The sequence below is a fragment of the Nocardioides sp. Z43_10 genome, assembly GCF_059766615.1.
This window is the reverse complement of sequence record NZ_JCBAJY010000005.1, coordinates 225,237-249,493: the sequence shown is the minus strand read 5'-3', so window position 1 is coordinate 249,493 and position 24,257 is coordinate 225,237. Positions and strand designations below refer to the sequence as shown.

The following is a 24,257-nucleotide window of genomic DNA, read 5'->3' as shown; positions in this document are numbered from 1 at the left end:
GGCGCACCCGGCTGGACCGCCGACACCCCCGAATGCGAGGTCGCCACCGCGAGCGCCTACCGTCCTCCAGGCATCTCGTCCGCACCCGGCGGACGCGTGCGGAGGACCCGGGAGGGGCATGAGCGGCATCGTCGCCGAGCTGGCGCGGGTCACCGAGGCGTTCGACAGGCCGACGCTGCGTCTGCTCGACCGCAAATGGGCCCCGCTGGTGCTGTCGGTCTTCCGGACGTCGTTCAGCTCCGACGTGCGCACCGTCCACGCCGACCGCCTGCACACCCAGATCGACGCCTACCTCGACGAGCTGCGCATCGCCGGCGTCGAGGTGCCGCCCAACCAGACCGGCCGCTCGTTGTGCCTGCGGTGGATGGGCGACCAGTGGCTCTACCGCACCCTCGACGAGTCCGGCGACGAGGAGTACTCCCTCACCTCGCACGCCGTCGACGCGCTCGACCTGGTGCAGAGCCTGACCCGGGACCGGGCGCTGATCAGCGGCTCGCGGATCAACACCATCGTCGACGCCGTACGACGCTGGGCCACCGAGGCCAACCCCGATCCGGCGACCCGCGTCGCCCGCCTCAACGACCAGATCGAGCGCCTCACCGCCGAGCGTGACCGGATCGTCGCCGGCGGAGAGATCGAGCCGGCCAGCATCGACGACATGCAGACCGGCTACGTCGACCTGATGGACCTGATCGGCCAGCTGCCCGGCGACTTCAAGCGCGTCGAGGAGTCGGTGGCGGCCATGCACCGCAAGATCGTGCGCGACTTCCGCGAGGAGGACCGCCCGGTGGGCGAGGTGCTCGACGAGTACCTGCGCCGCTCAGACGAGCTGCTCGAGGCCACCCAGGAGGGCCGCGCGTTCGAGGGTGCCTTCGAGCTGCTGCGCGACAAGGAGCTGCTCGACGAGCTCGGGCGCGACATCCAGGCCATCCTGCAGCACCCCTTCGCGAACAGCCTCGGCCCCGACGACCACCGCGACTTCCGCAGCGCCGTCGCCGTCATCCGACGCGGGATCGACGACGTGCTCGCCCAGCGCACCCGGCTCTCCTCCACGCTGCGCGAGCACATCGTGCACCACGACGTGGCCCGCGACCGGGAGGTCGACCAGACCCTGCGCCACGTCGAGCGGCTGCTGGTCACCTGGATGGAGACCGCAGGCCCCCGCTCCCGCGTGGAGGTGGAGCTGATCCCCGGCACCTTCCACCTGCCCCACCTGCGCGAGCGCCTGCACGACCCGGCCGCCGACGTGGCACCGGAGTCGCTGAGCATCCCCGACCCGGTGGAGACACCCGTCGGCCTCAGCCTCGAGCAGCTGCGTCAGCAGGGTGGCCCCTCGCTCGGCGAGCTGCGCGACCTGCTCGGCGAGGCCGTCTCCCAGGGCGAGCTCACCTCGGCCGCCGAGGTGTTCAACGCGCTGCCCCCCGAGCTGCGCCGTCCCGTGGAGATCGTCGGGATGCTCCACCTGCTCACCCAGTGGGATGCCACCGCCGACAAGCAGGCCGTCGACCGCTTCGAGGCGGTCCGCCCCGACGGCACCCGCCGGGTCTTCGAGACCCCGGTCCTCCGGCTCGCCGCACCCGTCCCCGCCCCCGCCGACGCCCCCGCCACGCAAGGACCTGTCGATGAATGACGTCCACGACCTCGACGCCGCCTTCGAGGACGACGCTCCCGCCGAGGACTCCTCGCTCTCGCTGTTCGAGGGCGACGAGGGCGCGCTGACGATGGAGCAGCGACGGACCCTCGTCGCGCTGCTCAAGCACCGCTACCTCAGCGCCGAGCGCAACCCGGGGGAGTGGCGCACCCTGCTGGCCGACCTGCCGCTGCTCAAGAGCCGGCTCAACGACCTCTTCCTCGATCTGCACATCGACCACGCCTACCAGGTCGCGTTCAAGCGCCAGGCCGTCCCCGAGATCGGTCCCGCCTTCCCGACGCTGCTGCACGACACCGCCTACACCCGCGAGGAGACGATCCTGCTCGTCGTCCTGCGCCAGCGCTTCCGCAGCCAGCGCTCCGACGGCAACGGCGTGGTCCTGGTGGACCGCGAGGGCCTGCTCGACGAGATCGCCGCCTTCCGGCCCGAGCACGCCACCGACCGCTCCGGTGACCGCCGCCGGGCCGAGAACGCCCTCGCCACCCTGGTCAAGGCGCGCATCCTGCTGCGCACCAACGACCCCGAGCGCTTCAAGGTGGCACCGGTGATCGAGGTGCTGCTGCCCCTGCAGCGGCTCAACGAGCTGGCCGAGTGGCTGACCCGGGCGACCAGCGACGACCCCGACGACGGGGGCCCGGACGACGCACAGGCCGAGCAGGACGACGAGACCGAGCCGGACGAGACCGAGCCCGACGAGACCGAGCAGGACGACGAGGTGCCCGCATGATCGCCCAAGAGCCGCTCATGCACATCCCCGGCGCCACCGAGGGCACCACGCAGTGGCGCGCGGAGACCCTGCAGATGGTCAACTGGGGCGGCTTCCACGGCTACCACTCGGTGGAGTTCTCCCTCGACTCGATGCTGCTGACCGGCGCCACCGGCACCGGCAAGAGCACGTTCCTCGACGCCTACATCGCGGTGATGATGCCCTCGGACGTGCCGTTCAACGGCGCCTCCAACGACGTCTCCACGAGCAAGGCCCGCTCGGCCGACCAGCGCAACCTGCTCACCTACCTCAAGGGCAAGATCGACGACAACCGGGCCGGCGAGGCCGGCGGTCCGACCGAGAAGGTGCTGCGCGGCGACGACGGGCGACCCGTCTGGGGCGCGCTGGCGCTGACCTTCGTCAACGACCGTCGCCAGCGGTTCACGGTGCTGCGCGTGTACTACGCGCGGGCCGGCGCCGCGACGTACGCCGACGTGTCGCAGACCCGGGCCACCTACGACGGCTACCTCGACCTGCGCGAGCTCGAGCCGCTGGCGGCCTCCCGCTTCGACAAGCGCACCCTGCGCGGCGCCTTCGAGGGCATCAACCTCCACGAGACGGTGCGGGCCTTCGAGCAGACCCTGCACACCCGGCTCGGCATCGGCCAGAACGGCGACGGCCGCAAGGCGCTGCGCCTGCTGGCGCGCGTGCAGTCGGGGATGCAGGTGAACACCGTCGACGGCCTCTACAAGTCGATGGTCCTGGAGCAGCCCGGCACCTACGCCAAGGCCGAGCGCGCCGTGGAGCACTTCGAGGACCTCGAGGCCGCCTACGACGCGATGCAGACCGAGGCGGACAAGGAGCGGGTGCTGCGCCGCCTGCCCGAGCTGCAGCTCGAGCTGGACACGGCCCGGGAGCAGGAGCGGCTGATCGACACCTTCGGGGTCTCCCGCGACGGCGACACCCCGCTGGTGCTGTGGGCGCTGCGCACCGAGGACGCGCTGCTCGAGAGCGCCGAGGACGCCAACCACGAGGAGCTGGCCCGCCAGCAGCTCGCCGCGCGCGAGGCGATCGCGCTCGAGCGGGTGCTCCAGGACCGCGCCGACATCCTCGCCGAGGAGATGCACGCGAACGGCGGCCAGAGCCTGCAGCGGCTGCGCCACGAGCGCGAGCGGCTCGAGGACCTGCGCGAGGACACCGACAAGGCCCGCCGGGTCTTCCGGGCCGCGTACGGCGCGCTCGGCACGCCGCCGGCCGACGAGGCGGAGTTCGACAAGGCCCGCCTGGCGGCCGACGACTTCCTGGCCGCCTACCCCACCGAGCGGGCCGGGCTCGACGCCGAGCAGACCGCGCTGCACGAGCGGCGCTGGCCCCAGGAGCACGCCCGCCGTGAGCTGGTCGCCGAGCGCGACTCCCTCAGCGGACGCGCCAGCGTCGTCCCGCGCGCGCTGCACGAGGCGCGGGTGGCCCTCGCCGAGGCAGCCGGCATGGACCCCGACGAGCTTCCCTTCGTGGCCGAGCTGGTCGACGTCGCGCCGGGGGAGGAGGGATGGCGCCGCGCGGTCGAGGTGACGCTGGCGTCGCTGGCGCGGATCGTGCTGGTCGAGGACGACCGGTTCGAGGAGTTCTCCCGCGCCATCGACTCCCTGCGTCTGCCGATCCGGGTCAACTTCGAGGGTGTCGCGCACCGCCCGCACCGCCCCGGCGTCGGCGACCCGCGCCGGGTCTCGGGCAAGCTGGTCACCAAGGAGTCGCCGTTCTCCTGGTGGGTCCAGGACCGGGTCTCCAGCCCCCGTACCGACCACCTGTGCGTGGAGACCGCCCACGACTTCCGGGGCAGCGAGCCCCAGGTCAGCCGGTCCGGTCAGACCCGCAACGGGCGCCGCGCCGCGCACGGCGACCTGAGCAGCACCCGGATGATCGGGTTCTCCAACGAGTCGCGGTTGCGCGAGATCGCCGCCGACATCGCCGCCCTCGACGAGCGCCTCGACGCGCTGGCCGCGGAGCACGGCGACGTGCGTGCCCGGATCGAGGACCTCGAGCGGCGCCGCGACGCCCACCTGGCCGTGCTCAACACCCGCTGGAGCACCGTCGACCTCGACGACGTCGACGCCCGGATCGCCGCCAACGTCGAGGCCCACGAGCGGCTGCTGGGCAGCAACGACCTGCTCAGCCAGCTCGGTGCCGAGCGTGCGGAGGTGCTCGCCCAGCTCGACGAGGTCGGCAGCCGCAAGCACACCGCCCAGGCCGCGGTCAACGAGCTCAGCCGGCGCGCCGAGGAGCTCGCCGACACTAAGGACACCGTCACCCGCGAGCTCGACCGCATCGACGCCGAGCAGCGGGTCGACCTCGACCAGGCGGCCTGCGCCTACCTCGACGGCCAGCTCGGCGAGGTCGGCGACCCCGAGGACCTGCGCGGCTTCCACGACAACCTGCGCCGCCTGCGCGGTCGGCTCGCCGAGCAGTCGCGTGCCGCCCGCGAGGAGGCTCGACGCGCCGCCGAGGCGATCACCACGCTGCTCGAGCAGTACCAGAGCCGTTGGCCCGACCCGAACCTCGGCGTCGAGGTCGGCTCCGTCGACGGCTACCGCGACATCCTCGACCACATCGTGGAGGCCGGCCTGCACGCGCGCCGCGCCGAGTGGAGCCGGCGGCTGGCGGGCTGGTCGGGACAGGACCTGGTGCCGCTCTACGCCGCCTTCGACACCGCCGTCGAGGAGATCGAGGAGCGGCTGCGTCCGGTCAACGAGATCCTGGGCACCCTGCAGTTCGGCCCGGCGGGCGATTACCTGCAGATCAAGCTGCGCCGCCTGGCCAGCGAGGACGTCACCCGGTTCAAGCGCACCCTCAAGTCGCTGTCGTCGACCTCGACCAAGGACCTGAGCCCCGAGGAGGTCGAGGAGCGCTTCGCCCGGCTGCGCAGCTTCATGACGCTGATCAGCCGGCCCGACGGCGCCTCGCCGGCCGTGCTGGCCCGCCGCGACCACTTCCTCGACGTACGCAAGCACGTCGAGGTGACGGCGGTGCGCTACGACCGCGAGAACCGCGAGGTCGGCTCCTACTCCACGCTGGGCGGCAAGAGCGGTGGCGAGAGCCAGGAGCTGGTGGCCTTCATCGTGGGCGCGGCCCTGCGCTACCAGCTCGGCGACGAGGAGCGGATCCGTCCGCGCTTCGCGCCGGTCTTCCTCGACGAGGGGTTCGTGAAGTCCGACTCGGAGTTCGCCGGCCGCTCGGTGCAGGCGTGGAAGTCGCTGGGCTTCCAGCTCATCATCGGGGCGCCGTTGGACAAGGTCAGCGCGCTGGAGCCGGAGATGGACAAGCTCTTCATGATCGCCAAGACCCCCGACCACCACTCGCACGTCTACGAGCTGGCCACGCCGACCGGCTGAGGGCGCGGGGGGACCGCGCGAGGCGTCCTCAGCGCTGTGCGGTCACGGCGCGCAGCGGCTGGGCGCCGCTGGCCTCGGCGAGCCTGGAGGCGGCCATGTGCGCCAGGTCGAGCGGGCGGGCGAGCCCGCCGTCGTCGGTGACGCCCAGGGCCTGGGCCAGAACGTCGGCCATCAGCCGGGCCACGTCGGTGCCCTCGAGGCTGTCCTCGACGACGTCGAGCAGGGCGATCACGCGCGGGTCGCCGGGCCGGGGCTGGCGCCACAGCGACTTCGCGTGGTGACCGTTGGGGGAGAGGAACTCCTCGATCGAGACGCTGCGGTTGCTGCAGGCGTACTCGGTCGTGTAGGCGCCCTTGGACGCCCGCGGGGTGAGCGCGGCGCCGCAGACCCGGCACGGCGGCACCGGCCCCGCGCCGTACAGCCGACGCAGGTGCTGCAGCCCCTCGGGCGAGGTGACCGCGGCCACCTGGGCCCGGCGGACCTCGACCCGCTCACGGCGCTCCAGCGCCGAGGGCGCCGGGACCAGCACCGACGGCGCCCCGGGGATGCCGGGCAGCTTGCTCGAGCGGCCGAGCTTGGCGGCCGCGCGCCGGGCGCGGGTCCGGGCGTTCTCACACGACTTGCAGTCCAGGTGGTACCCGGTCTTCATCGCGGCCTTGGCCGTGAAGGCGCGCACCTCCTTCACCTCGGTGCAGGTGCGGCACCGGAGCATGGTCGGGCGGACCTTCTCCGGTACTGGGGTCATCTCGGCGGCCATTGGGTTTCCCCTCGTTGGGTTCAGCGACACCATCCGAATCGGTCTTCCGGGCCGGGGACTTTAGGGCCGGCGCAACTTCCGTGCCGTAAACCGCGTCCCGACCAGTGCCCGGGCGTAGGGTGCCGCCCGTCGCGGGTGCGGTAGAACATCCGGATGGACGCACCGACCCCGGCCGGCCCGGCCGCCGAGGCCCTCACCCGCAGCGAGCGGCTGGACCGGCTCCCGTTCACCCGTCAGCACCGACGCCTGGTGGCCGGCTCCGGGATGGGCTGGGCCCTCGACGCGATGGACGTCGGCCTGATCAGCTTCGTGATGGCCGCCCTGGCGATCCAGTGGGACCTCGGCGACACCACGCTCTCCTGGATCGCCGCGATCGGCTTCGTCGGGATGGCGATCGGGGCCAGCGCGGGAGGGCTCCTGGCCGACCGGATCGGCCGGCGCCAGGTCTTCGCGATCACCCTGCTGGTCTACGGTCTGGCGACCGGTGCCGCGGCGCTGTCGTGGTCGGTGGCCTCGCTGCTGGTCTTCCGCTTCCTCATCGGCCTCGGTCTCGGCGCCGAGCTGCCGGTGGCCTCCACCCTGGTCAGCGAGTTCGCGCCGGCGCGGATCCGCGGCCGGGTGGTGGTCGCGCTCGAGGCGTTCTGGGCCGTGGGCTGGCTGCTGGCCGCGCTGATCGGCTACTACGTCATCCCGCTCTCCGACGACGGCTGGCGCTGGGCACTCGCGCTCGGGGCCGTCCCCGCGCTCTACGCCGCGGTGGTGCGCTTCGGGCTGCCGGAGTCGGTGCGCTTCCTGGAGAGCCGGGGGCGCCACCGCGAGGCCGAGGACGCCGTACGACGCTTCGAGGCGTCGGCGGGCACCGAGCCGCCCCGTGGTGCCGCCACCGCTCCCGACCCGGGGCCGTCCGCGCCGACCCCGGGCCCGGCGGCGCTCTGGGCTGCCGGGCTGCGCCTGCACACGCTCTCGCTCTGGCTGGTCTGGTTCGGGGTGAACTTCTCCTACTACGGCGCCTTCATCTGGATCCCCAAGCTGCTCGTCGACTCCGGCATGGACCTGGTGCAGTCCTTCGGCTACACGCTGGTGATCACGCTGGCCCAGCTGCCCGGCTACGCGCTCGCCGCGGTGCTGGTGGAGGTCTGGGGTCGCCGGGCCACGCTGTCGGTCTTCCTGCTCGGCTCCGCGGTCTTCGCCCTGCTCTTCGGGCACGCCGACACCGGCGCCACCATCCTCGGGTTCGGGATGGGGCTGTCGTTCTTCAACCTCGGCGCCTGGGGCGCCCTCTATGCGGTCTCGCCCGAGGTCTACCCCACCCGGCTGCGCGGGACGGGGACCGGGTGGGCGGCCGGGTTCGGGCGGATCGCCTCCGTGGTGGCGCCGCTGTCGGTGCCCTGGCTGCTCGCAGTGGGCGGTGGCACCGGGCTGCTCTTCGCGGTGTTCGCGGGCTTCTTCGTGCTGGCCGCGCTCGCCACCTGGGGGCTTCCCGAGCGAGCGGGGGAGCCGCTGGACGCCGGGTCGGCGGCCGGTGTGGTCTGGGTCACGGGTGCTACGGTGAAAATCGCGGGGGGCAGCGAACGGAAGCCTCCCTGATGCAGCCTTCTCGTCCCTCTGCTCGTCCCCCTGCTCGACCCGCTCCCCGGTCCCCGATCAGCGCGCCCTGGCTGCGCTGGCTGATCGGCGTCGCGCTGGTGCTGGGACTGATCCTGCTGATGGTCCCGACGTCCTCGCAGGCCCCGGCCGGCGCTGCCGCCCGCAAGGGCTGGCAGCGGGTGGCCACCGAGAATTTCAACAGCTACCGAACTGAACGCTGGAACAAGTTCGAAGGACGGCCCGGCTGCTGTCCGCGGACCGTGTGGGACCCGGACCGGGTGTGGGTGCGCAAGGGCGTGCTGACGCTCGCCAACCACCCCGACGCGCGCGGGGTCTGGCGCAGCGGCGGCATCGGGGCCTGGGGCTGGGGCGCCGCACAGCGGCGCTACGGGCGCTGGGACGCCCGGATCCGCTTCGACCGCGGCGCCGGGGTGTCGGGAACCGCGCTGCTGTGGCCGGGGCGCGGCTGGCCCCCGGAGATCAACTACTTCGAGGTCTTCGAGACCTGGGGCGAGCGTCACCGGGTGATGACCACCGCCCACTACGGCACCGCCGTGCGTCACCGGTTGGACCAGCACATCACGCGCGCGAACCTGACCCGCTGGCACGTCTTCAGCGTCCGCTGGGGCCCGCGGGCGTTGCGGTTCGTGATCGACGGCCGGGTGGTGCACGTGGTCCGCAACCGGGAGGCGATCCCCGACCGGGTGATGTGGCCGGGCTTCCAGACCCACGTGCACCCGCTGCGGGGCGGCCGGATGCCGTCGCTGCCCCGGGGCAAGTCCAGCGTGCGCATGCAGGTGGACTGGCTGCGCGTGTTCAAGCGGGTCTGAGCGCGCCGTTGTTTATCGTCAGGCACTTCTTGGCACTATCGGGGGCGTGATCGACGACGACCTGGCCCCGGCGGCCCCCCCGACCTCCACCCCCGCCCGCGAGAAGGTGATCGGAGACGGTCTCGCCTGGGTGGCGCGGTGGAGCGCCCGATGGGTGCTCATCGCGCTGGGCGCCTACCTGCTGGGCCTGGTCGTCCAGCAGCTCTGGTCGATCCTCCTGCCGGTGGTCCTCGCCCTGATCGTGACCACGGTGCTGCAACCCCCGGCCAGGTTCCTCGAGCGGCGCCTGCGACTGCCCAGCTCGCTCGCCGCGGGGGTGGTCCTGCTCGGCGGCATCGGCCTGCTCGTCGCCGTCGGCTTCGGGATCGCGCCGTCGGTGGCGTCGCAGTCCGGCGACATCGCCGACGACGCCTCGCAGGGCCTGCAGCAGATCCAGGACTGGGTGCGCACCAGCGATCTCCCGGTCACCGGCGAGCAGGTCGACGACGCGATCGAGGCGGCCCAGGGCTGGCTGACCGACAGTGCCGGCACCATCGCCTCGGGGGTGCTGGTCGGGGTGGGCGCGGTGTCGTCCGCGCTGCTCACCCTGTTCGTGACGCTGCTGCTGACCTTCTTCTTCCTCAAGGACGGGCGCCGCTTCATCCCGTGGGTGCGGCGGGTGAGCGGGCGCCGGGTCGGGCCGCACCTGGCCGAGGTCGCGGCCCAGACCTGGGGGACCCTCGGCGGCTTCATCCGCACCCAGGCGCTGGTCAGCCTGATCGACGCGATCTTCATCGGCATCGGCCTGATCGTCGTCGGCGTCCCGCTCGCCGTACCGCTGGCGATCCTGACGTTCCTGGGGGGGTTCGTCCCGATCGTGGGCGCCCTGGTCGTGGGGGCCATCGCGGTGCTGGTCGCCCTGGTGTCGAACGGCGTGACGGGCGCGCTGATCATTCTCGCGGTGATCGTGGGCGTGCAGCAGCTGGAGGGCAACGTCCTGCAGCCGTGGCTGCAGTCGAAGAGCATGCAGCTGCACGCCGCGATCGTGCTGCTCTCGGTGATGCTGGGCTCCACGCTCTTCGGCATCGTCGGCGCGTTCCTCGCCGTGCCGGTCGTGGCGGTCGCCGCGGTGATCCTGCGCTACCTCGACCAGCTCGTCACCGAGGTCTCGGAGCCGGACCCGGTGGCCAGGTCCCTGGAGACCGAGGCGCACGACCGCCCCGACGAGCCCGTCGAGACGGCCCCGATCACGAAGCCGGGCTCGGACGGGCCCGCCTGAGCGGCGTCAGGGCAGTCCGGCGTGCGGCACGTCGACGGTGGTGGTCATCAGCATCGCCTCGGCCGCGGCCGTCCGGTTCTCCTCGAAGAAGTCGGGGGCGACGCAGATCAGCAGCGTGCGACCGTCCTCGCCGCCCAGGGCACAGGCGAACGCGCCCAGCCCGGCCGGCAGCTGGATCGACTCCGCGACGAAGCCTCCCGGGGCCACCCGCGAGACCCGGCCGTTGACCGCGTCGGCGAACCACACGTTCCCCTCGGCGTCGAGCGTGCACCCGTCGGGGGCGGGCAGCCCGGTGGCGAGCGCCTCCATCACCGAGGTGGTCTGCGGGACCTCGCCCATCGAGGCCCACACGCTCCGGTCGTCGAGGGACCCGTCCGGCCCCACCCGGAACGAGGTGAACCGGGCGCCGGTGGTCTCGGCGACGATCAGCGTGTCGTCCTCGAGCACCATCCCGTTCGGGAAGCGCAGTCCCTCGGCGGCCACGGTGACCGAGCCGTCGGGGTCCACGCGCGCGATGCAGGCGTCGCGCATCTCGGCACCGCCCATCAGGTCGAAGCCGAAGTTGCCCACGTAGGCGCGGCCTTGAGCGTCCACGACCAGGTCGTTGAGGTGCCCGGTGGCGACCTCGGAGAGGTCGGCGTACACCGACACCTCCCCGTTCGGCGCCCGGCGCAGCAGCCGGCGGTCCTTCATCGACACCACCAGCAGGGAGCCGTCGGGCAGCCAACCCAGCCCTGAGGGCTGGCCGGGGACCGAGAGCTCCTCGGTCTCGGTGCCGTCCTCGGCGAAGCTGAACACCGCGTGGCGGTAGAAGTCCGAGGCCCACCAGCGGCCCTCGTGCCAACGTGGCCCCTCGAAGAAGTGGCCGCCGGAGGCGAACGTCGTGAGCTTCCTGGTCATCGTGCTCCCTTCGCCGAGCGGGAGGACCCCGGCATCGCGTGGCTGATGGGGCGCACCCTAGCCCGCCGTGGCCAGCCGCGGGGGGCGCTGTCGCGGGCCGCGGTCCGGCATCGCTCGGACGCATCGGCGCTCGCCCGGTAGGCTGCGGGGGATCACGCCCCCTCGTAGAAGGACCTCAAGCTCCGCCCATGGACGGTTCTCAAAGTCCCCGGCTCTCCCGTTCCGCGCTGCGTGAGGGAGAGCGTCAATGATCGAGTTGCTCCTGCTGGGGCTCTCCCTGATGCTGGTCGCGCTCTGCGGGCTCTTCGTCGCCGCCGAGTTCTCCCTGGTCACGATCGACCGCGCTCGCGTGGACCGTGCCGTCGCCGACGGCGAGTCGGGCGCCGAGGGCATCCAGAGCGCGCTGCGCTCCCTGTCCACCCAGCTCTCCGGCGCCCAGGTCGGGATCACCATCACCAATCTCGCCATCGGCTACCTCGCCGAGCCGGCCATCGCCAACCTGGTGGACGGCCCGCTCGGGGCCGCGGGGGTCCCGGAGTCCTGGGTGTCGCCGATCGCGATCGCGCTCGGGCTCGGGCTCGGCACCGCGCTCACGATGATCTTCGGCGAGCTGGTGCCCAAGAACCTCGCCATCGCCAAGCCGATGGAGGTGGCCCGGGCCACCCAGGGCTTCCAGCGCGGCTTCACCCGGCTCAACGCGGTGCCGATCCGCTTCCTCAACAACTCCGCGAACGCGCTGGTGCGCCGCCTCGGCATCGAGCCCCAGGAGGAGCTCCGCTCGGCGCGCAGCGCGAACGAGCTGAGCTCGCTGATCCAGCGCTCGGCGAACCAGGGCACCCTCGACGCCGACACCGCCGAGCTGATGGAGCGCTCGGTGGAGTTCAGCAGCCGCACCGCGGGGGAGATCATGACGCCGCGGGTGCGCACCGTCAGCGTCGAGGCCGGCGACCGCGCGAGCACCGTGATCGAGCTGGCCCGGCAGAGCGGCCACTCGCGCTTCCCGGTGCTCGACGCCGAGGACGCCGTGGTCGGCACGGTGCACGTCAAGCACGCAGTGGCACTGCCGGTCTCCGAGCGGGCCACGACCCGCATCAAGCACATCATGGTCAAGCCGATCGTGGTCCCCGACTCCCTGCGCCTGGACCCGCTGCTGACGCTGCTGCGCGCCGACGGCTTCCAGATGGCCGTGGTGCTCGACGAGTACGGCGGGCAAGCCGGCATCGTCACCCTGGAGGACGTGGTGGAGGAGATCGTCGGCGACATCGCCGACGAGCACGACCGGATGGGCTCGCGGGCCCGGCTGCGCCGCGACGGCGTCTGGTCGCTGTCCGGGCTGCTGCGACCCGACGAGGTGGCCGACGCCACCGGGATCGAGCTGCCCGACCACGAGGACTACGACACGATCGCCGGCCTGGTGCTGCGCCAGCTGGGCCGGGTCCCGGTGGCCGGCGACCACACCCGGGTCGTCGTACCCGACCGGGCCGATCCCGACCACCCGCGGGAGCTGGTGGCCGAGCTCACCGTCGAGCACATGGACGGGCTGCGCATCGACCGGGTGTCGCTGCGCGTCCTCGACGACGCCGACGCCGACGCCGACGCCGACGCGGGGGAGGGGGACCGATGAGCGACCTCACCGCCGTGCTCGTCGCGGTGCTCCTGCTGGCGCTCAACGCCTTCTTCGTCGGCGCCGAGTTCGCGCTGCTCTCGGCGCGCCGCAGCCAGATCGAGCCCCGCGCCCAGGAGGGCTCGCGGGTGGCGCGCACCACGCTGCGCGCCATGGAGAACGTGTCGCTGGTGATGGCCGGCGCCCAGCTCGGCATCACCATCTGCTCCCTGGGCCTCGGTGCCGTCGGGGAGCCGGCGGTGGCGCACCTGCTGGAGCCGGTGCTGCACGCCGTGCACGTGCCCGACCAGCTGCTGCACCCGATCGCGTTCGTGATCGCGCTGGCCGTGGTCGTCTACCTGCACGTGGTGCTCGGCGAGATGGTGCCCAAGAACATCGCGCTGGCGGGGCCGGACCGCGCCGCCCTGGTGCTCGGTCCGCCGATGATGGGCGTGGTGACGGTCCTGCGGCCCATCATCGTCGGGCTGAACGCCATCGCCAACGGGGCGCTGCGGCTGCTGCGCGTCGAGCCGACCGACGAGGTCAGCTCGACCTTCACCCGCGAGGAGGTCGCCGCGCTGGTCGAGGAGTCGCGAGGCGAGGGGCTGCTCGAGCAGGGCCAGTACGACCGGCTCGCCGGCGCCCTGGGCTTCACCGAGAAGTCCGTGGACGCGGTGCTGATGCCGCTCGACACGCTCGCCACCGTACGGCGCGGCTCGACCGCCGCCGACGTGGAGGACCTGTGCGCGGCCACCGGCTTCAGCCGGTTCCCGGTGCAGAGCGACGACGGCGAGCTGCTCGGCTACCTGCACATCAAGGACGTGCTGGAGACCGACGAGTCCCGCCGCGACCGGGTGATCGACGACAAGTGGATCCGGCCGTTCGCGCTGGTCCGCGAGGGCGACGCGCTGCACGACGCGCTGGAGACGCTGCAGCGCCGGGGCGCCCACGTGGCCCGCGTGGTCAGCCCCGAGGGCAAGCTCCTCGGTCTGGCCACCCTGGAGGACGTCCTCGAGGAGCTGGTGGGGGAGATCCGCGACGCCGCGCACCACGAGGAGTCCGCGTGAGCGGCGCCGTGGGCGCGGGGCCGCGGGGGTGTGGCCGTTAGGGTGTGAACGGTCCGAGAGGAGCGCCCGGTCGGGGCAGACGAGAGACACGAGATTGGCGACACGCGACATGCAGGCGACCCCATGCCCGGCGAGATGACGCAGCGCTCGCAGGTATGGACCGTCCCCAACCTGCTCAGCATGGCCCGGCTCGCCGGGGTGCCGGTGTTCCTGTGGCTCGTGCTGGGCCCGGAGGCCGACGCCTGGGCGCTGGGCCTGCTGATGCTCTCGGGGATCACCGACTGGGCTGACGGCTACCTCGCCCGGCGCTGGGACCAGCGCACGGTGCTGGGGGAGATCCTCGACCCGGTCGCGGACCGCCTCTACATCCTGGCGGTCATCGTCGCCCTGGCCCTGCGCGAGATCATCCCCTGGTGGGTCGCGGTCGTACTGCCGCTGCGCGACGTGATGCTGGTCGCGATGGTCCCCTTCCTGCGCACCCGCGGCTACAGCGCCCTGCCGGTGCACTTCCTGGGCAAGGCGGCGACGTTCAACCTGCTCTACGCCTTCCCGCTCCTGCTCCTCGGCGACGGGGAGGGTGTGGTCGCCACGCTCGCCGAGGTGTTCGGCTGGGCCTTCGCCTTCTGGGGCATCGGGCTCTACTGGTGGGCCGGGCTGCTGTACGTGTGGCAGGTCCGCAAGCTGCTGGCCGGCAGCGGGCAGCGCGCCGATGACGAGGTGAGCGATGGTTGAGCCCCCGCGGCCCGGTCGACAGCTGCCCGATCACGTCACCCTGCCGCTGCTCACCCTGATCACCCAGCAGTCGCTGGAGCAGGACTACCAGGTCGTCGCCGATCGCAAGGCGCGGATCGCACGCGGCTCCGAGGGGGACGGGCCGGACGGCTCCGACCCCGACCAGTCGGAGCGTCGGACGCCGCGGCACGTGACCGCCGCGGTGGTGGCGGCCGTCTTCGGACTGCTGATCGTGGTCGCCTTCGTGCAGACCGAGCGCAACGCCACCGCCGACGAGACCCGGCGCGCCAGCCTGATCAGCAAGGTCACCGCGGGGCGTGCGGAGTTCGCCGAGGCCCAGCGCGAGATCGCCGAGCTGCGCGAGCAGAACGCCGCCCTCTCCAGCTCGCTGGAGAGAGTCGCCGAGGACGAGCAGGCCGCGGAGTCACGGCTGCGCCGGCTCGAGATCCGCACCGGGCACGTGGCGGTGCGTGGCCCCGGCCTCCGCGTCACCGTCGGAGCCGCCCCCAGCGGGAACCCCGCGCACGCCCTGCTCTCCTACGAGCTCGCGGCGCTGGTGGACGGTCTGTGGAACGCCGGGGCGGAGGCGATCAGCGTGAACGGCGTGCGGCTGACGTCGCTCTCGGCGTTCTACAACACCGGTCTCGCGGTCTACCTGAGCGGCGAGCCGCGGCTGCACGCCGTGTCCGCGCCGTACACGGTCCTGGCGATCGGGGACACCGGGTCGCTGCAGTCGCGGTTCGCCGACACGTCGAGCGGCCTCGAGTTCCTGCGCGTGCAGCGCGGCCTCGAACTACCCTTCGACATGGAGCCCGTGGACTCGCTGTCGCTGCCTGCGGCGCAGTCGCGGCAGTTGCGCCATGTCCAGCCCTATGTCGCAGGTGCCAACCGTTCCACCGGAGAGGAAGCCACGTCGTGATCGCCGCCCTGGGGCTGCTTGTCGGGATCGTCCTCGGACTGATCCTCCAGCCCGATGTCCCGCTGGGGTTCGAGCCCTACCTGCCCATCGCCGTGGTGGCCGCGCTCGACGCGGTCTTCGGTGGCCTGCGCGCCTACCTGGACGGGATCTTCGACGACAAGGTCTTCGTCGTCTCCTTCGTGAGCAACGTGGTGATCGCCGCGGCGATCGTCTACCTCGGGGACAAGCTCGGCGTCGGCGGACAGCTCTCCACCGGCGTGATCGTGGTCCTCGGCATCCGGATCTTCTCCAACGTCGCCGCCATCCGACGGCACCTGTTCCATGCCTGAGCGCAAGCCGGACGGGCCGGAGCGTGAGCCGGCGTCGGGCCGCACCCGGCTCGGCGGCGCCCTGATGCGTCCCTCGCGGGCGCAGGCAGTGGTCGGGGTGCTGCTGGCGGTGGTCGGCTTCGCCGCGGTGACCCAGGTGCGCGCCAACGAGGACGACGAGACCTACGCGGCCTACCGCGAGCAGGACCTGATCGACGTGCTGAACGGCCTCTCGGGGACCTCGGAGCGGGCGGAGAGCGAGATCAGCCGGCTCGAGGAGATCCGCGACGACCTGAAGACGACGACCTCCTCGCGCCAGGCCGCGCTGGAGGAGGCCCAGGAGAGGGGCGACGCCCTCGCCATCCTCGCCGGCCAGGTCGCGGTGTCGGGTCCGGGCATCCGGCTGACCATCGAGGAGGAGGACGGCACGGTCAGCGTCGCGTCCATCCTCGACACGGTCCAGGAGCTGCGCACCGCGGGGGCCGAGGCGATGGAGTTCAACGACCGGGTCCGCGTCGTCGCCCAGAGCGCCTTCGAGGACGGCGCCGGCGGGATCCGCCTGGACGGCCAGCTGCTCACCTCGCCGTTCGTGATCGAGGTGATCGGGGAGCCCAACACTCTCGCCGAGGCGCTGGAGTTCGCCCAGGGCCCGCGTGAGCAGCTCGAGGAGGACGGCGCGAGCGTCGAGGTCGAGGAGCTCGACGAGGTCATCATCGAGAGCGTCCGCCAGCCGGAGCAGCCGGACTACGCGCAGGCGGACCCGGGCCAGTAGCCTGCACCGAGATCGGCCACCCCCGTGCCGCCGACCCACCGCCCAGACGAGGAGATCGACGTGTATCCCGAAGATCTGAAGTACACCAGCGAGCACGAGTGGGTCCGCGTCCCGGGGGAGAGCCAGGGGGCCGTGCGGATCGGCATCACCGACTTCGCCCAGGACGCCCTCGGCGACATCGTCTTCGTGTCCCTGCCCGAGGTGGGGGAGAGCGTCGAAGGCGGCACCACCTGTGGCGAGCTCGAGTCGACGAAGTCGGTCAGTGACGTCTACGCCCCGATCACCGGCGAGGTCGTGGCCCGCAACGACGCGCTGGATGCGACCCCGGAGCTCGTCAACAGCGACCCCTACGGAGCAGGCTGGCTCTTCGAGGTGGTGCCCGCAGACGCGACCGTCGTGGACGGCCTCCTCGACGCCGCGGCGTACACCGCCTCGCTGGAGTCGTGAGCGAACGACCGATCCGGGTTGCCCCAGCCGGGACGGCTGATAGGTTCGTAGGAACCATCAGCCTCAGCCCCTGCTTGAGGGTTTGATCGGTCACCCCCGGAAGTCCCCCGAGAACGCCGCACTGGAGGAAGACCCGATGCCTTTCTGCACCGCCTGCGGGAAGCAGAACCCCGACGAAGCCCGCTTCTGCTCGCAGTGCGGCGCTCGCCTGGTGACTGACTCCGACCCCGCCCCGACCTCGCAGACGCCCGCGGTCGGAGGCGCTGCCGTGGGCGACTCCACCGCCACGATCACCTTCGGCGTGCCGGAGAAGGCCGACACCTCCGATCGCCAGCTCAACGCGGTCGACGCGGCGGCGGTCGACGCGCTGCCGAGCGGGCACGCGCTGCTCGTGGTGCAGCGAGGACCCGGCGCCGGCAGCCGGTTCCTGCTCGACACCGACGTGGTCAACGCGGGCCGGCACCCCGACAGCGAGATCTTTCTCGACGACGTCACGGTCTCGCGGCGCCACGCGGAGTTCCGCCGGGTCGGGTCGACCTTCTCGGTCAGCGACGTGGGCAGCCTGAACGGCACCTACGTCAACCGGGACCGCATCGACGAGGTGCAGCTCAAGGACGGCGACGAGGTGCAGATCGGCAAGTACCGCCTCGTGTTCTTCTCCGGGCACCCGAACGGCTGACGTCTTGCGACCCACCGCAGGCGCCTCGGCCGCCCAGTCGGCGGGCACACCGGGGTCCTCTCGTGCCCGGATGAACATCGGGCAGGTGCTCGACGAGCTGCGTGCCGACTTCCCCGGGGTGACGATCCCCAAGATCCGCTTCCTCGAGGACAAGGGGCTGATCAAGCCCGAGCGGACCCAGGCCGGCTACCGGAAGTTCTCCGGCCAGGACGTCGAGCGGCTGCGCTACATCCTGCGCATGCAGCGCGACCACTACCTGCCGTTGAAGGTGATCGGCGAGCACCTCGACGCGATCGACCGCGGGCTCGAGCCGCCGCCCATCGAGCCGGTCGGGCCCACGGTGCCGCAGGTCGCGCTGGCCGCGGACGGGCTGCCCAGCGCCGAGTCGTTCGCGCAGCGCAGCGATCTTCGGCTGTCGAGGCGCGAGCTGGTCAAGGTGGCCGAGATCTCCGAGGAGCTGCTCGACCAGCTGGAGCAGTTCGCGCTGGTCCGGCGGCGCCCGGGCACCGGCCACTACGACGCCGACGCGCTGGTGATCGCGCGCACCGCGCGCGAGCTCGCCGGGTTCGGCATCGAGCCGCGCCACCTGCGTGCGTTCAAGTCGGCGGCGGACCGTGAGGTCGGGCTGGTGGAGCAGGTGGTGGCGCCGATGCGCGGGGGACGTGACGCCTCCGCTCGGGCCCGCGCCGAGGAGGCGGTCAACGAGATCGCCGCGCTCTCTGTGCGTCTGCACGCGATGCTGGTGAAGGCCGGGCTGCGCGGCTCCTGAGGGGCCGCGGCGCCATGTGGACAGCAGAGTAGGGTGAGTGATGTGCGCGAAGTCGATGTCATCGGAGTGAGGGTCGAGATGCCCTCCAACCAGCCCATAGTGCTGCTGCGCGAGGTCGGCGGGGAGCGCTATCTCCCGATCTGGATCGGGGCCGTCGAGGCGACCGCGATCGCGTTCGCCCAGCAGGGCGTGGTGCCGCCGCGCCCGCTCACGCACGACCTGATGAAGGACGTGCTCGAGGCGACCGGCACCGAGCTCAGCGAGGTGCAGATCACCGACATGCGCGACGGCGTGTTCTTCGCGACGCTGGTGCTGGGCTCGGGCACCGAGGTCAGCGCCCGTCCGTCGGACTCGATCGCGCTGGCTCTGCGCACCGGCAGCCGCATCGTCTGCGCCGAGGAGGTCCTCGACGAAGCGGGGCTCTCGGTGCCCGCGGAGCAGGAGGACGAGGTGGAGAAGTTCCGTGAGTTCCTGGACCAGGTGGCTCCGGAGGACTTCGACTCCCAGTGAGTCAAGACTCACCCTCACCTTGAGGTTGAGGGTTGCGACACGCCGCCGAGCGCGTTGACCACCCACCCTCGGGGATCTACCTTGGAGTGTCTCTGTTGTAACTCCAACGCTGTCGTTGCTTCCGCAGCCCCAGCGCTTCCCCCTCGGGAGTTACGCATAACGGAGTATCTGACCGGAGGAAGTACGTGGGCGTGAACGACAATGGGCAGAATCCTGCCAAGGCTCAGGATCAGCAGGCGGCGCAGGCCGCCGAGCTGGCAGGCGAGCAGGGGCTGCTCTTCACCGACGACGTGTCGCCGCTGCCCAGCGACACGGGGTACCGGGGACCCACGGCGTGCAACGCCGCCGGCATCACCTACCGCCAACTCGACTACTGGGCCCGCACCGGCCTGGTGGAGCCCACCGTGCGCGGCGCCTCGGGCTCCGGATCGCAGCGTCTGTACTCGTTCCGCGACATCCTGATCCTCAAGGTGATCAAGCGCCTGCTGGACGCCGGGATCTCGCTGCAGCAGATCCGCACCGCCGTGCAGCACCTGCTCAACCGCGGCACCGACGACCTGACCCGCGTCACCTTGATGAGCGACGGCGTCTCGGTCTACGAGTGCACCAGCAACGACGAGGTCATCGACCTGCTCCAGGGTGGCCAGGGTGTCTTCGGCATCGCCATCGGGGGCGTGTGGCGCGAGATCGAGGGGACCCTCGCCGAGCTGCCCAGCGAGCGCACCGCCTCCGCCGACGACGCGAGCACCGGCGACGAGCTCGCCGCCCGCCGCGCCGCCCGCAAGATCAGCTGACCTGCTCTTCGCAACAAGCCCCACCACCGCACAGCACGACTGTGAGGCGGTGGGGCTTGTTCGGTTGAACCGGCGCTGGTGGGCAGATGGTAGGTTCGCAGGGCTGACGATCCCGCACGGGAGAGTCTCCGCCGGCCGAGAGCACCAGGGCCGGACGGAGCGCCGAAGGGGCAATTCCTCCCCGGAACCTCTCAGGCGCCCGGACCGTGCGGAGCAGGCGACTCTGAAGCGGCCCGCGCACGTGGCGCGGGCGTGACAGAGGGGGAGGCGTCCTGGACGACCGTCATCGAGGAGCCTTCGTGTCCGATCCCGTCAGCAGTCCGTCCCCCGAGGCGGGTCAGCCGGCCGACCGCCCCACCCTCGCGCAGCTCGACGCGGTGGCGCCGTTCGCGCAGCGCCACATCGGGCCTCGCGAGGACGACGTGGCCACGATGCTCGCCCGCGTGGGCTTCGAGTCCCTCGACGAGCTGATGGACGCCGCCGTCCCCGGCGGCATCCGTTCCAGCGCCACCCTGTCCCTCCCGCGGCCGGTCAGCGAGCAGGTCGCCGCACGCGAGCTGCGGGCCCTGGCCGCCTCCAACCGCCCGGCCGAGGCGATGATCGGGCTGGGCTACCACGCGACGATCACGCCGGGTGTGATCCGGCGCAACGTGCTCGAGGACCCCAGCTGGTACACCGCCTACACGCCCTACCAGCCGGAGATCTCGCAGGGCCGCCTCGAGGCGCTGCTGAACTTCCAGACCGTGGTCGGCGACCTGACCGGCCTGCCCACCGCCAACGCCTCCCTGCTCGACGAGGGCACCGCCGCGGCCGAGGCGATGACGCTGGTACGTCGCGCGAACCGCAAGGCCTCGGGCCCGTTCGTCGTCGACGCCGACGCGCTGCCGCAGACCATCGACGTGGTGCGCACCCGCGCCGAGGCGATGGGCATCGAGGTCGTCGTCGCCGACCTCGGCGAGGGCCTGCCGGGCGGGGACGCCCCGGTCAGCGGAGTGCTGGTGCAGTATCCCGGCGCCTCCGGCCGGATCCTCGATCCCCGCATGGTGATCGGGCAGGTCCATGAGCGTGGCGGGTTGGCCGTGGTCGCCGCCGACCTGCTGGCGCTCACCCTGCTCGAGGCGCCCGGCGAGCTCGGCGCCGACGTGGTGGTGGGCTCCTCGCAGCGCTTCGGCGTGCCGCTGTTCTACGGCGGCCCGCACGCCGGCTTCATGGCGGTGGGCGCCGGGCTCGAGCGGCACCTGCCCGGACGGCTGGTGGGAGTCTCGGTCGACGCCGAGGGACGCCCCGCCTACCGGTTGGCGCTGCAGACCCGCGAGCAGCACATCCGCCGCGACAAGGCGACCTCCAACATCTGCACCGCCCAGGTGCTGTTGGCCGTGGTGGCCGCCATGTACGCCGTGCACCACGGGCCGGACGGGCTGCGCGCGATCGCCACCCGCACCCACCGCTACGCCGCGGTGATCGCCGCCGCCCTGGAGTCGGCCGGCCTCGAGATCGAGCACCGGGACTTCTTCGACACGATCTCGGTGCGGGTCCCCGGCCGGGCCGCCGACGTGGTCGCCTCCGCCCGCGCGCTGGGTCTGCACCTGCGGTTGGTCGACGCCGACCGGGTCGGCATCTCGACCTCGGAGACCACCAGCCGCTCCACGCTGACCAGCGTGCTCAAGGCCTTCGGCCTGGCCGTGGACGTCGACGCTCTCGACCGGGCGTGCGAGGACCGGCTGCCCGACCCGCTGCGCCGCACCACGGCGTACCTCACCCACGAGGTGTTTGCCGCGCACCACAGCGAGACCCAGATGCTGCGCTACCTGCGTCGGCTCTCGGCGCGCGACTACGCGCTGGACCGCGGGATGATCCCGCTCGGCTCGTGCACGATGAAGCTCAACGCGACCGTCGAGATGGAGCCGATCAGCCTGCCGGGCTTCGCCGACCTGCACCCGTTCGCCCCGGCCGAGGACGCCGCGGGCTACCGCCAGCTGGTCGCGGACCTCGAGGGCTGGCTGGCCGAGGTCACCGGCTACGACCGGGTCTCCATCCAGCCCAACGCCGGCTCGCAGGGCGAGCTCGCCGGGCTGCTCGCGATCCGCGGCTACCACCGCGCCCACGGCGGCGCCGCGCGCGACGTGTGCCTGATCCCGTCCTCGGCGCACGGCACCAACGCCGCCTCGGCGGTGATGGCCGGGATGCGCGTCGTGGTGGTCAGGGCACGCGAGGACGGCGCGGTCGACCTCGACGACCTGCGCGCCAAGTGCGCCGAGCACGCCGACGACCTGGCCGCGATCATGGTCACCTACCCGTCTACGCACGGGGCCTACGAGGACTCGATCACCGAGCTGTGCGAGATCGTGCACGAGCACGGCGGGCAGGTCTACGTCGACGGTGCCAACCTGAACGCGCTGCTCGGCTACGCCCGCCCCGGCGAGTTCGGCGGGGACGTGTCGCACCTCAACCTGCACAAGACGTTCTGCATCCCGCACGGTGGCGGGGGACCGGGCGTCGGCCCGGTGGCGGTGCGCGCGCACCTGGCGCCGTACCTGCCCTCGCACGCGATGCACCCCGAGGCCGACAAGCGCGACGGGATCGGGCCGATCAGCGCGGCGCCGTACGGATCGGCGGGCATCCTGCCGATCTCCTGGGCCTACGTCCGGCTGATGGGGGCCGAGGGGCTGACTCGGGCCACCGCGACCGCGGTGCTGTCGGCCAACTACATGGCCGCGCGGCTCGGGGAGCACTTCCCGGTGCTCTACCGCGGTCACCGGGGGCTGGTCGCCCACGAGTGCATCCTCGACCTGCGGGCGCTGAGCAAGGAGACCGGCGTCAGCGTCGACGACGTCGCCAAGCGTCTGGTCGACTACGGCTTCCACGCCCCGACGATGTCGTTCCCCGTCGCCGGCACGCTGATGGTGGAGCCCACCGAGTCCGAGGACCTGGCCGAGATCGACCGCTTCGTCGACGCGATGATCGCGATCCGCGCCGAGATCGACCGGGTGGCCGCGGGGGAGTGGACGCCCCAGGAGTCCCCGCTGCGGCATGCGCCGCACACGGCGCGCGCGCTGGTGGGCGAGTGGGAGCGTAGCTACCCGCGCGAGCTCGGCGTCTTCCCGGCCGGGATCGACCCGGACAAGTACTGGCCGCCGGTGGCCCGCATCGACCAGGCCTACGGCGACCGCAACCTGGTCTGCGCCTGCCCGCCGCTCGAGGCGTTCGCCGAATGAGCGCGATGCGTCCCACGCGTGCGGTGCTCGACTCGACGGCGCACCGGCTCCGGCTGGCGCTGGCCCAGACCCAGGTGGAGAACCGGGCGCCCTCGGTGGTCGCCGGGGTGCTGCGCGAGGGCGAGCTCGTCTGGTGCGAGGGGTACGGCGACGTGCCCGGCGACCCGCGCGACACCCAGTACAAGATCGGCTCCATCACCAAGACGATGACCGCGGTGCTGGTGCTCCAGCTCGTCGCCGAGGGCCGGCTGTCGCTGGACGACACGCTCGGCGCCGTGCTCGGCGAGGTGGGCTACGGCGACCGGACGATCCGGTCGCTGCTGGCGCACTCCGGCGGGCTGCAGTCGGAGCCCAACGGGCCGTGGTGGGAGCGCTCCGAGAACGGGCCCTTCGAGGAGCTGGCCGCCGCCAACGACGGGGCCGACGCGGCCCGGGGCACCGAGGGCTCCTTCCACTACTCGAACCTCGCCTACGGCCTGCTGGGCGAGGTGGTCGCTCGGCTGACCGGCCGCTCCTGGTGGGAGGCACTGCAGAAGCGGGTGCTGGCTCCGCTGGGGATGGACCGGACGTCGTACCAGGCGCACGGCGTGCACGCCGAGGGCTGGAGCGTGCACCCCTACGAGCGGACCCTGCTGCGCGAGCCGCACCCCGACACCGGCGCGATGGCGCCGGCCGGTCAGCTGTGGAGCACGGTGAACGACCTGGGGACCTGGACCCGGTTCCTGCTGCGGGGACACCCGGACGTGCTGAGCCTCGAGCGGCTCGAGGAGGCGTTCGTGCCGCGCTCGGGGGAGCTCGCGAGCGGGATCGGCTACGCGCACGGCCTGGGCTTCCAGATGTTCCCCGGGGGCTCCGGGACCCTGGTGGGGCACACCGGGTCGATGCCCGGCTTCGTCGCGACGTGCTTCGTCGACCGGGTCCGGCGCCAGGGCGTGGTGGGCTTCGCCAACGGCACCACCGGCCTGCGCGCCGCCGCGCTGGCCGCGCGGCTGCTCGAGGAGCTGGAGACGAGCGAGCCCACGATCCCGGCACCGTGGCGACCGGTGGCCGCGGTGCCGCCGGAGCTGGCCGGCCTGCCCGGCGTCTGGCACTGGGGCTACACCCGGTTCGTGTTCGAGCTGGAGAACCGGCGACGTGGCGTGGAACTTTTGGCGCGCAAGGGTGGGGTGGTGGTCTACCGGTTCGCGGTGCGCGACGGGCGGATCATCGGCACCCACGGCCACCACCGCGGCGAGGAGCTGCGCGTGGTGCGGCGCCCGGACGGCTCGATCGCCCACCTGGACATCCGCACGTTCCTGTTCACCCGGGTGCCCTACGACCCGGAGTCCCCGGTGCCCGGGGGCGTCCCCGGCTGAGCCGGCGGG

At 72.4% G+C, this 24,257-nt stretch carries 21 protein-coding genes and 1 riboswitch; of the genes, 19 read left to right on the top strand and 2 right to left on the bottom strand.

What is annotated here, in order from left to right; all coding sequences use genetic code 11:
• Positions 1-118 precede the first annotated feature (118 nt).
• Genes AC6EI4_RS11490 through AC6EI4_RS11480 form a run of 3 tightly spaced genes read left to right on the top strand, consistent with a single transcriptional unit; the run spans position 119 to position 5,746 of the window.
• The gene (locus tag AC6EI4_RS11490) at positions 119-1,630 is read left to right on the top strand and encodes a DUF3375 domain-containing protein (protein WP_498424977.1); all 1,512 of its coding nucleotides are present in this window, start codon (positions 119-121) and stop codon (positions 1,628-1,630) included.
• Complete coding sequence (locus AC6EI4_RS11485) at positions 1,623-2,378, top strand: DUF4194 domain-containing protein (RefSeq protein WP_498451521.1); 756 nt, start codon at positions 1,623-1,625, stop codon at positions 2,376-2,378. Before AC6EI4_RS11490 ends, AC6EI4_RS11485 begins: the two co-directional genes overlap by 8 nt.
• A complete protein-coding gene (locus tag AC6EI4_RS11480; RefSeq protein WP_498451520.1) occupies positions 2,375-5,746 on the top strand; it encodes an ATP-binding protein in 3,372 nt (1,123 codons plus the stop codon). Before AC6EI4_RS11485 ends, AC6EI4_RS11480 begins: the two co-directional genes overlap by 4 nt.
• Before the next feature lie 28 nt (positions 5,747-5,774).
• Here the strand turns inward: AC6EI4_RS11480 and AC6EI4_RS11475 are convergent, their stop codons facing one another.
• Positions 5,775-6,503 carry a hypothetical protein gene (locus AC6EI4_RS11475; RefSeq protein ID WP_498451519.1) on the bottom strand — a complete coding sequence of 243 codons (729 nt, stop codon included), beginning with the start codon at positions 6,501-6,503 and terminating at the stop codon, positions 5,775-5,777.
• Positions 6,504-6,656: 153 nt separating this feature from the next.
• On the opposite strand from AC6EI4_RS11475, the gene AC6EI4_RS11470 reads away from it, so the two are divergent.
• The 3 genes from AC6EI4_RS11470 to AC6EI4_RS11460 are packed head-to-tail and all read left to right on the top strand — an operon-like array spanning position 6,657 to position 10,178.
• The gene (locus AC6EI4_RS11470; RefSeq protein WP_498451518.1) at positions 6,657-8,090 is read left to right on the top strand and encodes an MFS transporter; all 1,434 of its coding nucleotides are present in this window, start codon (positions 6,657-6,659) and stop codon (positions 8,088-8,090) included.
• Positions 8,090-8,920, top strand: coding sequence for a glycoside hydrolase family 16 protein (locus AC6EI4_RS11465; RefSeq protein WP_498451517.1), 831 nt, complete (start codon positions 8,090-8,092; stop codon positions 8,918-8,920). Before AC6EI4_RS11470 ends, AC6EI4_RS11465 begins: the two co-directional genes overlap by 1 nt.
• Positions 8,921-8,966: 46 nt before the next feature.
• Positions 8,967-10,178 (top strand): AI-2E family transporter, encoded by a 1,212-nt coding sequence (locus AC6EI4_RS11460; RefSeq protein ID WP_498451516.1) that lies wholly within the window; start codon positions 8,967-8,969, stop codon positions 10,176-10,178.
• A 6-nt stretch (positions 10,179-10,184) separates the two neighbouring features.
• On the opposite strand, the gene AC6EI4_RS11455 is transcribed toward AC6EI4_RS11460, so the two are convergent.
• Entirely contained in the window at positions 10,185-11,078 is an 894-nt protein-coding gene (locus tag AC6EI4_RS11455) for an SMP-30/gluconolactonase/LRE family protein (protein ID WP_498451515.1), read from the bottom strand.
• A gap of 247 nt (positions 11,079-11,325) precedes the next feature.
• On the opposite strand from AC6EI4_RS11455, the gene AC6EI4_RS11450 reads away from it, so the two are divergent.
• From AC6EI4_RS11450 to AC6EI4_RS11390, 13 genes are all read left to right on the top strand, one after another.
• A complete protein-coding gene (locus AC6EI4_RS11450; RefSeq protein WP_498451514.1) occupies positions 11,326-12,702 on the top strand; it encodes a hemolysin family protein in 1,377 nt (458 codons plus the stop codon).
• Complete coding sequence (locus AC6EI4_RS11445; RefSeq protein WP_498451513.1) at positions 12,699-13,748, top strand: hemolysin family protein; 1,050 nt, start codon at positions 12,699-12,701, stop codon at positions 13,746-13,748. The genes AC6EI4_RS11450 and AC6EI4_RS11445 overlap by 4 nt, the downstream gene beginning before the upstream one ends.
• Positions 13,749-13,871: 123 nt before the next feature.
• Entirely contained in the window at positions 13,872-14,480 is a 609-nt protein-coding gene (gene clsA / locus AC6EI4_RS11440; protein ID WP_498424992.1) for a cardiolipin synthase ClsA, read from the top strand.
• On the top strand, positions 14,473-15,399 hold the full coding sequence (locus AC6EI4_RS11435; RefSeq protein ID WP_498451512.1) for a DUF881 domain-containing protein: 927 nt from the start codon (positions 14,473-14,475) through the stop codon (positions 15,397-15,399). The genes clsA and AC6EI4_RS11435 overlap by 8 nt, the downstream gene beginning before the upstream one ends.
• Positions 15,396-15,728: a small basic family protein gene (locus tag AC6EI4_RS11430; protein ID WP_498424995.1), complete on the top strand. Its 333-nt coding sequence runs from the start codon at positions 15,396-15,398 to the stop codon at positions 15,726-15,728. The genes AC6EI4_RS11435 and AC6EI4_RS11430 overlap by 4 nt, the downstream gene beginning before the upstream one ends.
• A complete protein-coding gene (locus AC6EI4_RS11425) occupies positions 15,721-16,479 on the top strand; it encodes a DUF881 domain-containing protein (protein ID WP_498451511.1) in 759 nt (252 codons plus the stop codon). Before AC6EI4_RS11430 ends, AC6EI4_RS11425 begins: the two co-directional genes overlap by 8 nt.
• Positions 16,480-16,539: 60 nt before the next feature.
• On the top strand, positions 16,540-16,926 hold the full coding sequence (gene gcvH / locus AC6EI4_RS11420; protein ID WP_498451510.1) for a glycine cleavage system protein GcvH: 387 nt from the start codon (positions 16,540-16,542) through the stop codon (positions 16,924-16,926).
• A 136-nt stretch (positions 16,927-17,062) separates the two neighbouring features.
• Entirely contained in the window at positions 17,063-17,605 is a 543-nt protein-coding gene (locus AC6EI4_RS11415) for a zinc-ribbon and FHA domain-containing protein (RefSeq protein ID WP_498424999.1), read from the top strand.
• Between the two features lie 70 nt (positions 17,606-17,675).
• A complete protein-coding gene (ftsR, locus tag AC6EI4_RS11410; RefSeq protein ID WP_498425000.1) occupies positions 17,676-18,374 on the top strand; it encodes a transcriptional regulator FtsR in 699 nt (232 codons plus the stop codon).
• Between the two features lie 42 nt (positions 18,375-18,416).
• Positions 18,417-18,884, top strand: a complete 468-nt coding sequence (locus tag AC6EI4_RS11405; protein ID WP_498425001.1) for a bifunctional nuclease family protein — start codon at positions 18,417-18,419, stop codon at positions 18,882-18,884.
• Positions 18,885-19,075: 191 nt separating this feature from the next.
• Positions 19,076-19,678 (top strand): MerR family transcriptional regulator, encoded by a 603-nt coding sequence (locus tag AC6EI4_RS11400; protein WP_498425002.1) that lies wholly within the window; start codon positions 19,076-19,078, stop codon positions 19,676-19,678.
• Positions 19,679-19,785: 107 nt separating this feature from the next.
• Positions 19,786-19,895: riboswitch (glycine riboswitch) on the top strand.
• Between the two features lie 160 nt (positions 19,896-20,055).
• A complete protein-coding gene (gcvP, locus tag AC6EI4_RS11395) occupies positions 20,056-22,893 on the top strand; it encodes an aminomethyl-transferring glycine dehydrogenase (RefSeq protein ID WP_498451602.1) in 2,838 nt (945 codons plus the stop codon).
• Entirely contained in the window at positions 22,890-24,248 is a 1,359-nt protein-coding gene (locus AC6EI4_RS11390; protein ID WP_498451509.1) for a serine hydrolase domain-containing protein, read from the top strand. The genes gcvP and AC6EI4_RS11390 overlap by 4 nt, the downstream gene beginning before the upstream one ends.
• The last annotated feature ends 9 nt before the right edge of the window (positions 24,249-24,257 follow it).

Coding starts and splice junctions, on each gene's coding strand:
- AC6EI4_RS11490 (WP_498424977.1), top strand. CDS start 119: ATGAGCGGCATCGTCGCCGAGCTGGCGCGGGTCACCGAGGCGTTCGAC.
- AC6EI4_RS11485 (WP_498451521.1), top strand. CDS start 1,623: ATGAATGACGTCCACGACCTCGACGCCGCCTTCGAGGACGACGCTCCC.
- AC6EI4_RS11480 (WP_498451520.1), top strand. CDS start 2,375: ATGATCGCCCAAGAGCCGCTCATGCACATCCCCGGCGCCACCGAGGGC.
- AC6EI4_RS11475 (WP_498451519.1), bottom strand. CDS start 6,503: ATGGCCGCCGAGATGACCCCAGTACCGGAGAAGGTCCGCCCGACCATG.
- AC6EI4_RS11470 (WP_498451518.1), top strand. CDS start 6,657: ATGGACGCACCGACCCCGGCCGGCCCGGCCGCCGAGGCCCTCACCCGC.
- AC6EI4_RS11465 (WP_498451517.1), top strand. CDS start 8,090: ATGCAGCCTTCTCGTCCCTCTGCTCGTCCCCCTGCTCGACCCGCTCCC.
- AC6EI4_RS11455 (WP_498451515.1), bottom strand. CDS start 11,078: ATGACCAGGAAGCTCACGACGTTCGCCTCCGGCGGCCACTTCTTCGAG.
- AC6EI4_RS11450 (WP_498451514.1), top strand. CDS start 11,326: ATGATCGAGTTGCTCCTGCTGGGGCTCTCCCTGATGCTGGTCGCGCTC.
- AC6EI4_RS11445 (WP_498451513.1), top strand. CDS start 12,699: ATGAGCGACCTCACCGCCGTGCTCGTCGCGGTGCTCCTGCTGGCGCTC.
- clsA (WP_498424992.1), top strand. CDS start 13,872: ATGCCCGGCGAGATGACGCAGCGCTCGCAGGTATGGACCGTCCCCAAC.
- AC6EI4_RS11435 (WP_498451512.1), top strand. CDS start 14,473: ATGGTTGAGCCCCCGCGGCCCGGTCGACAGCTGCCCGATCACGTCACC.
- AC6EI4_RS11425 (WP_498451511.1), top strand. CDS start 15,721: ATGCCTGAGCGCAAGCCGGACGGGCCGGAGCGTGAGCCGGCGTCGGGC.
- AC6EI4_RS11415 (WP_498424999.1), top strand. CDS start 17,063: ATGCCTTTCTGCACCGCCTGCGGGAAGCAGAACCCCGACGAAGCCCGC.
- ftsR (WP_498425000.1), top strand. CDS start 17,676: ATGAACATCGGGCAGGTGCTCGACGAGCTGCGTGCCGACTTCCCCGGG.
- AC6EI4_RS11390 (WP_498451509.1), top strand. CDS start 22,890: ATGAGCGCGATGCGTCCCACGCGTGCGGTGCTCGACTCGACGGCGCAC.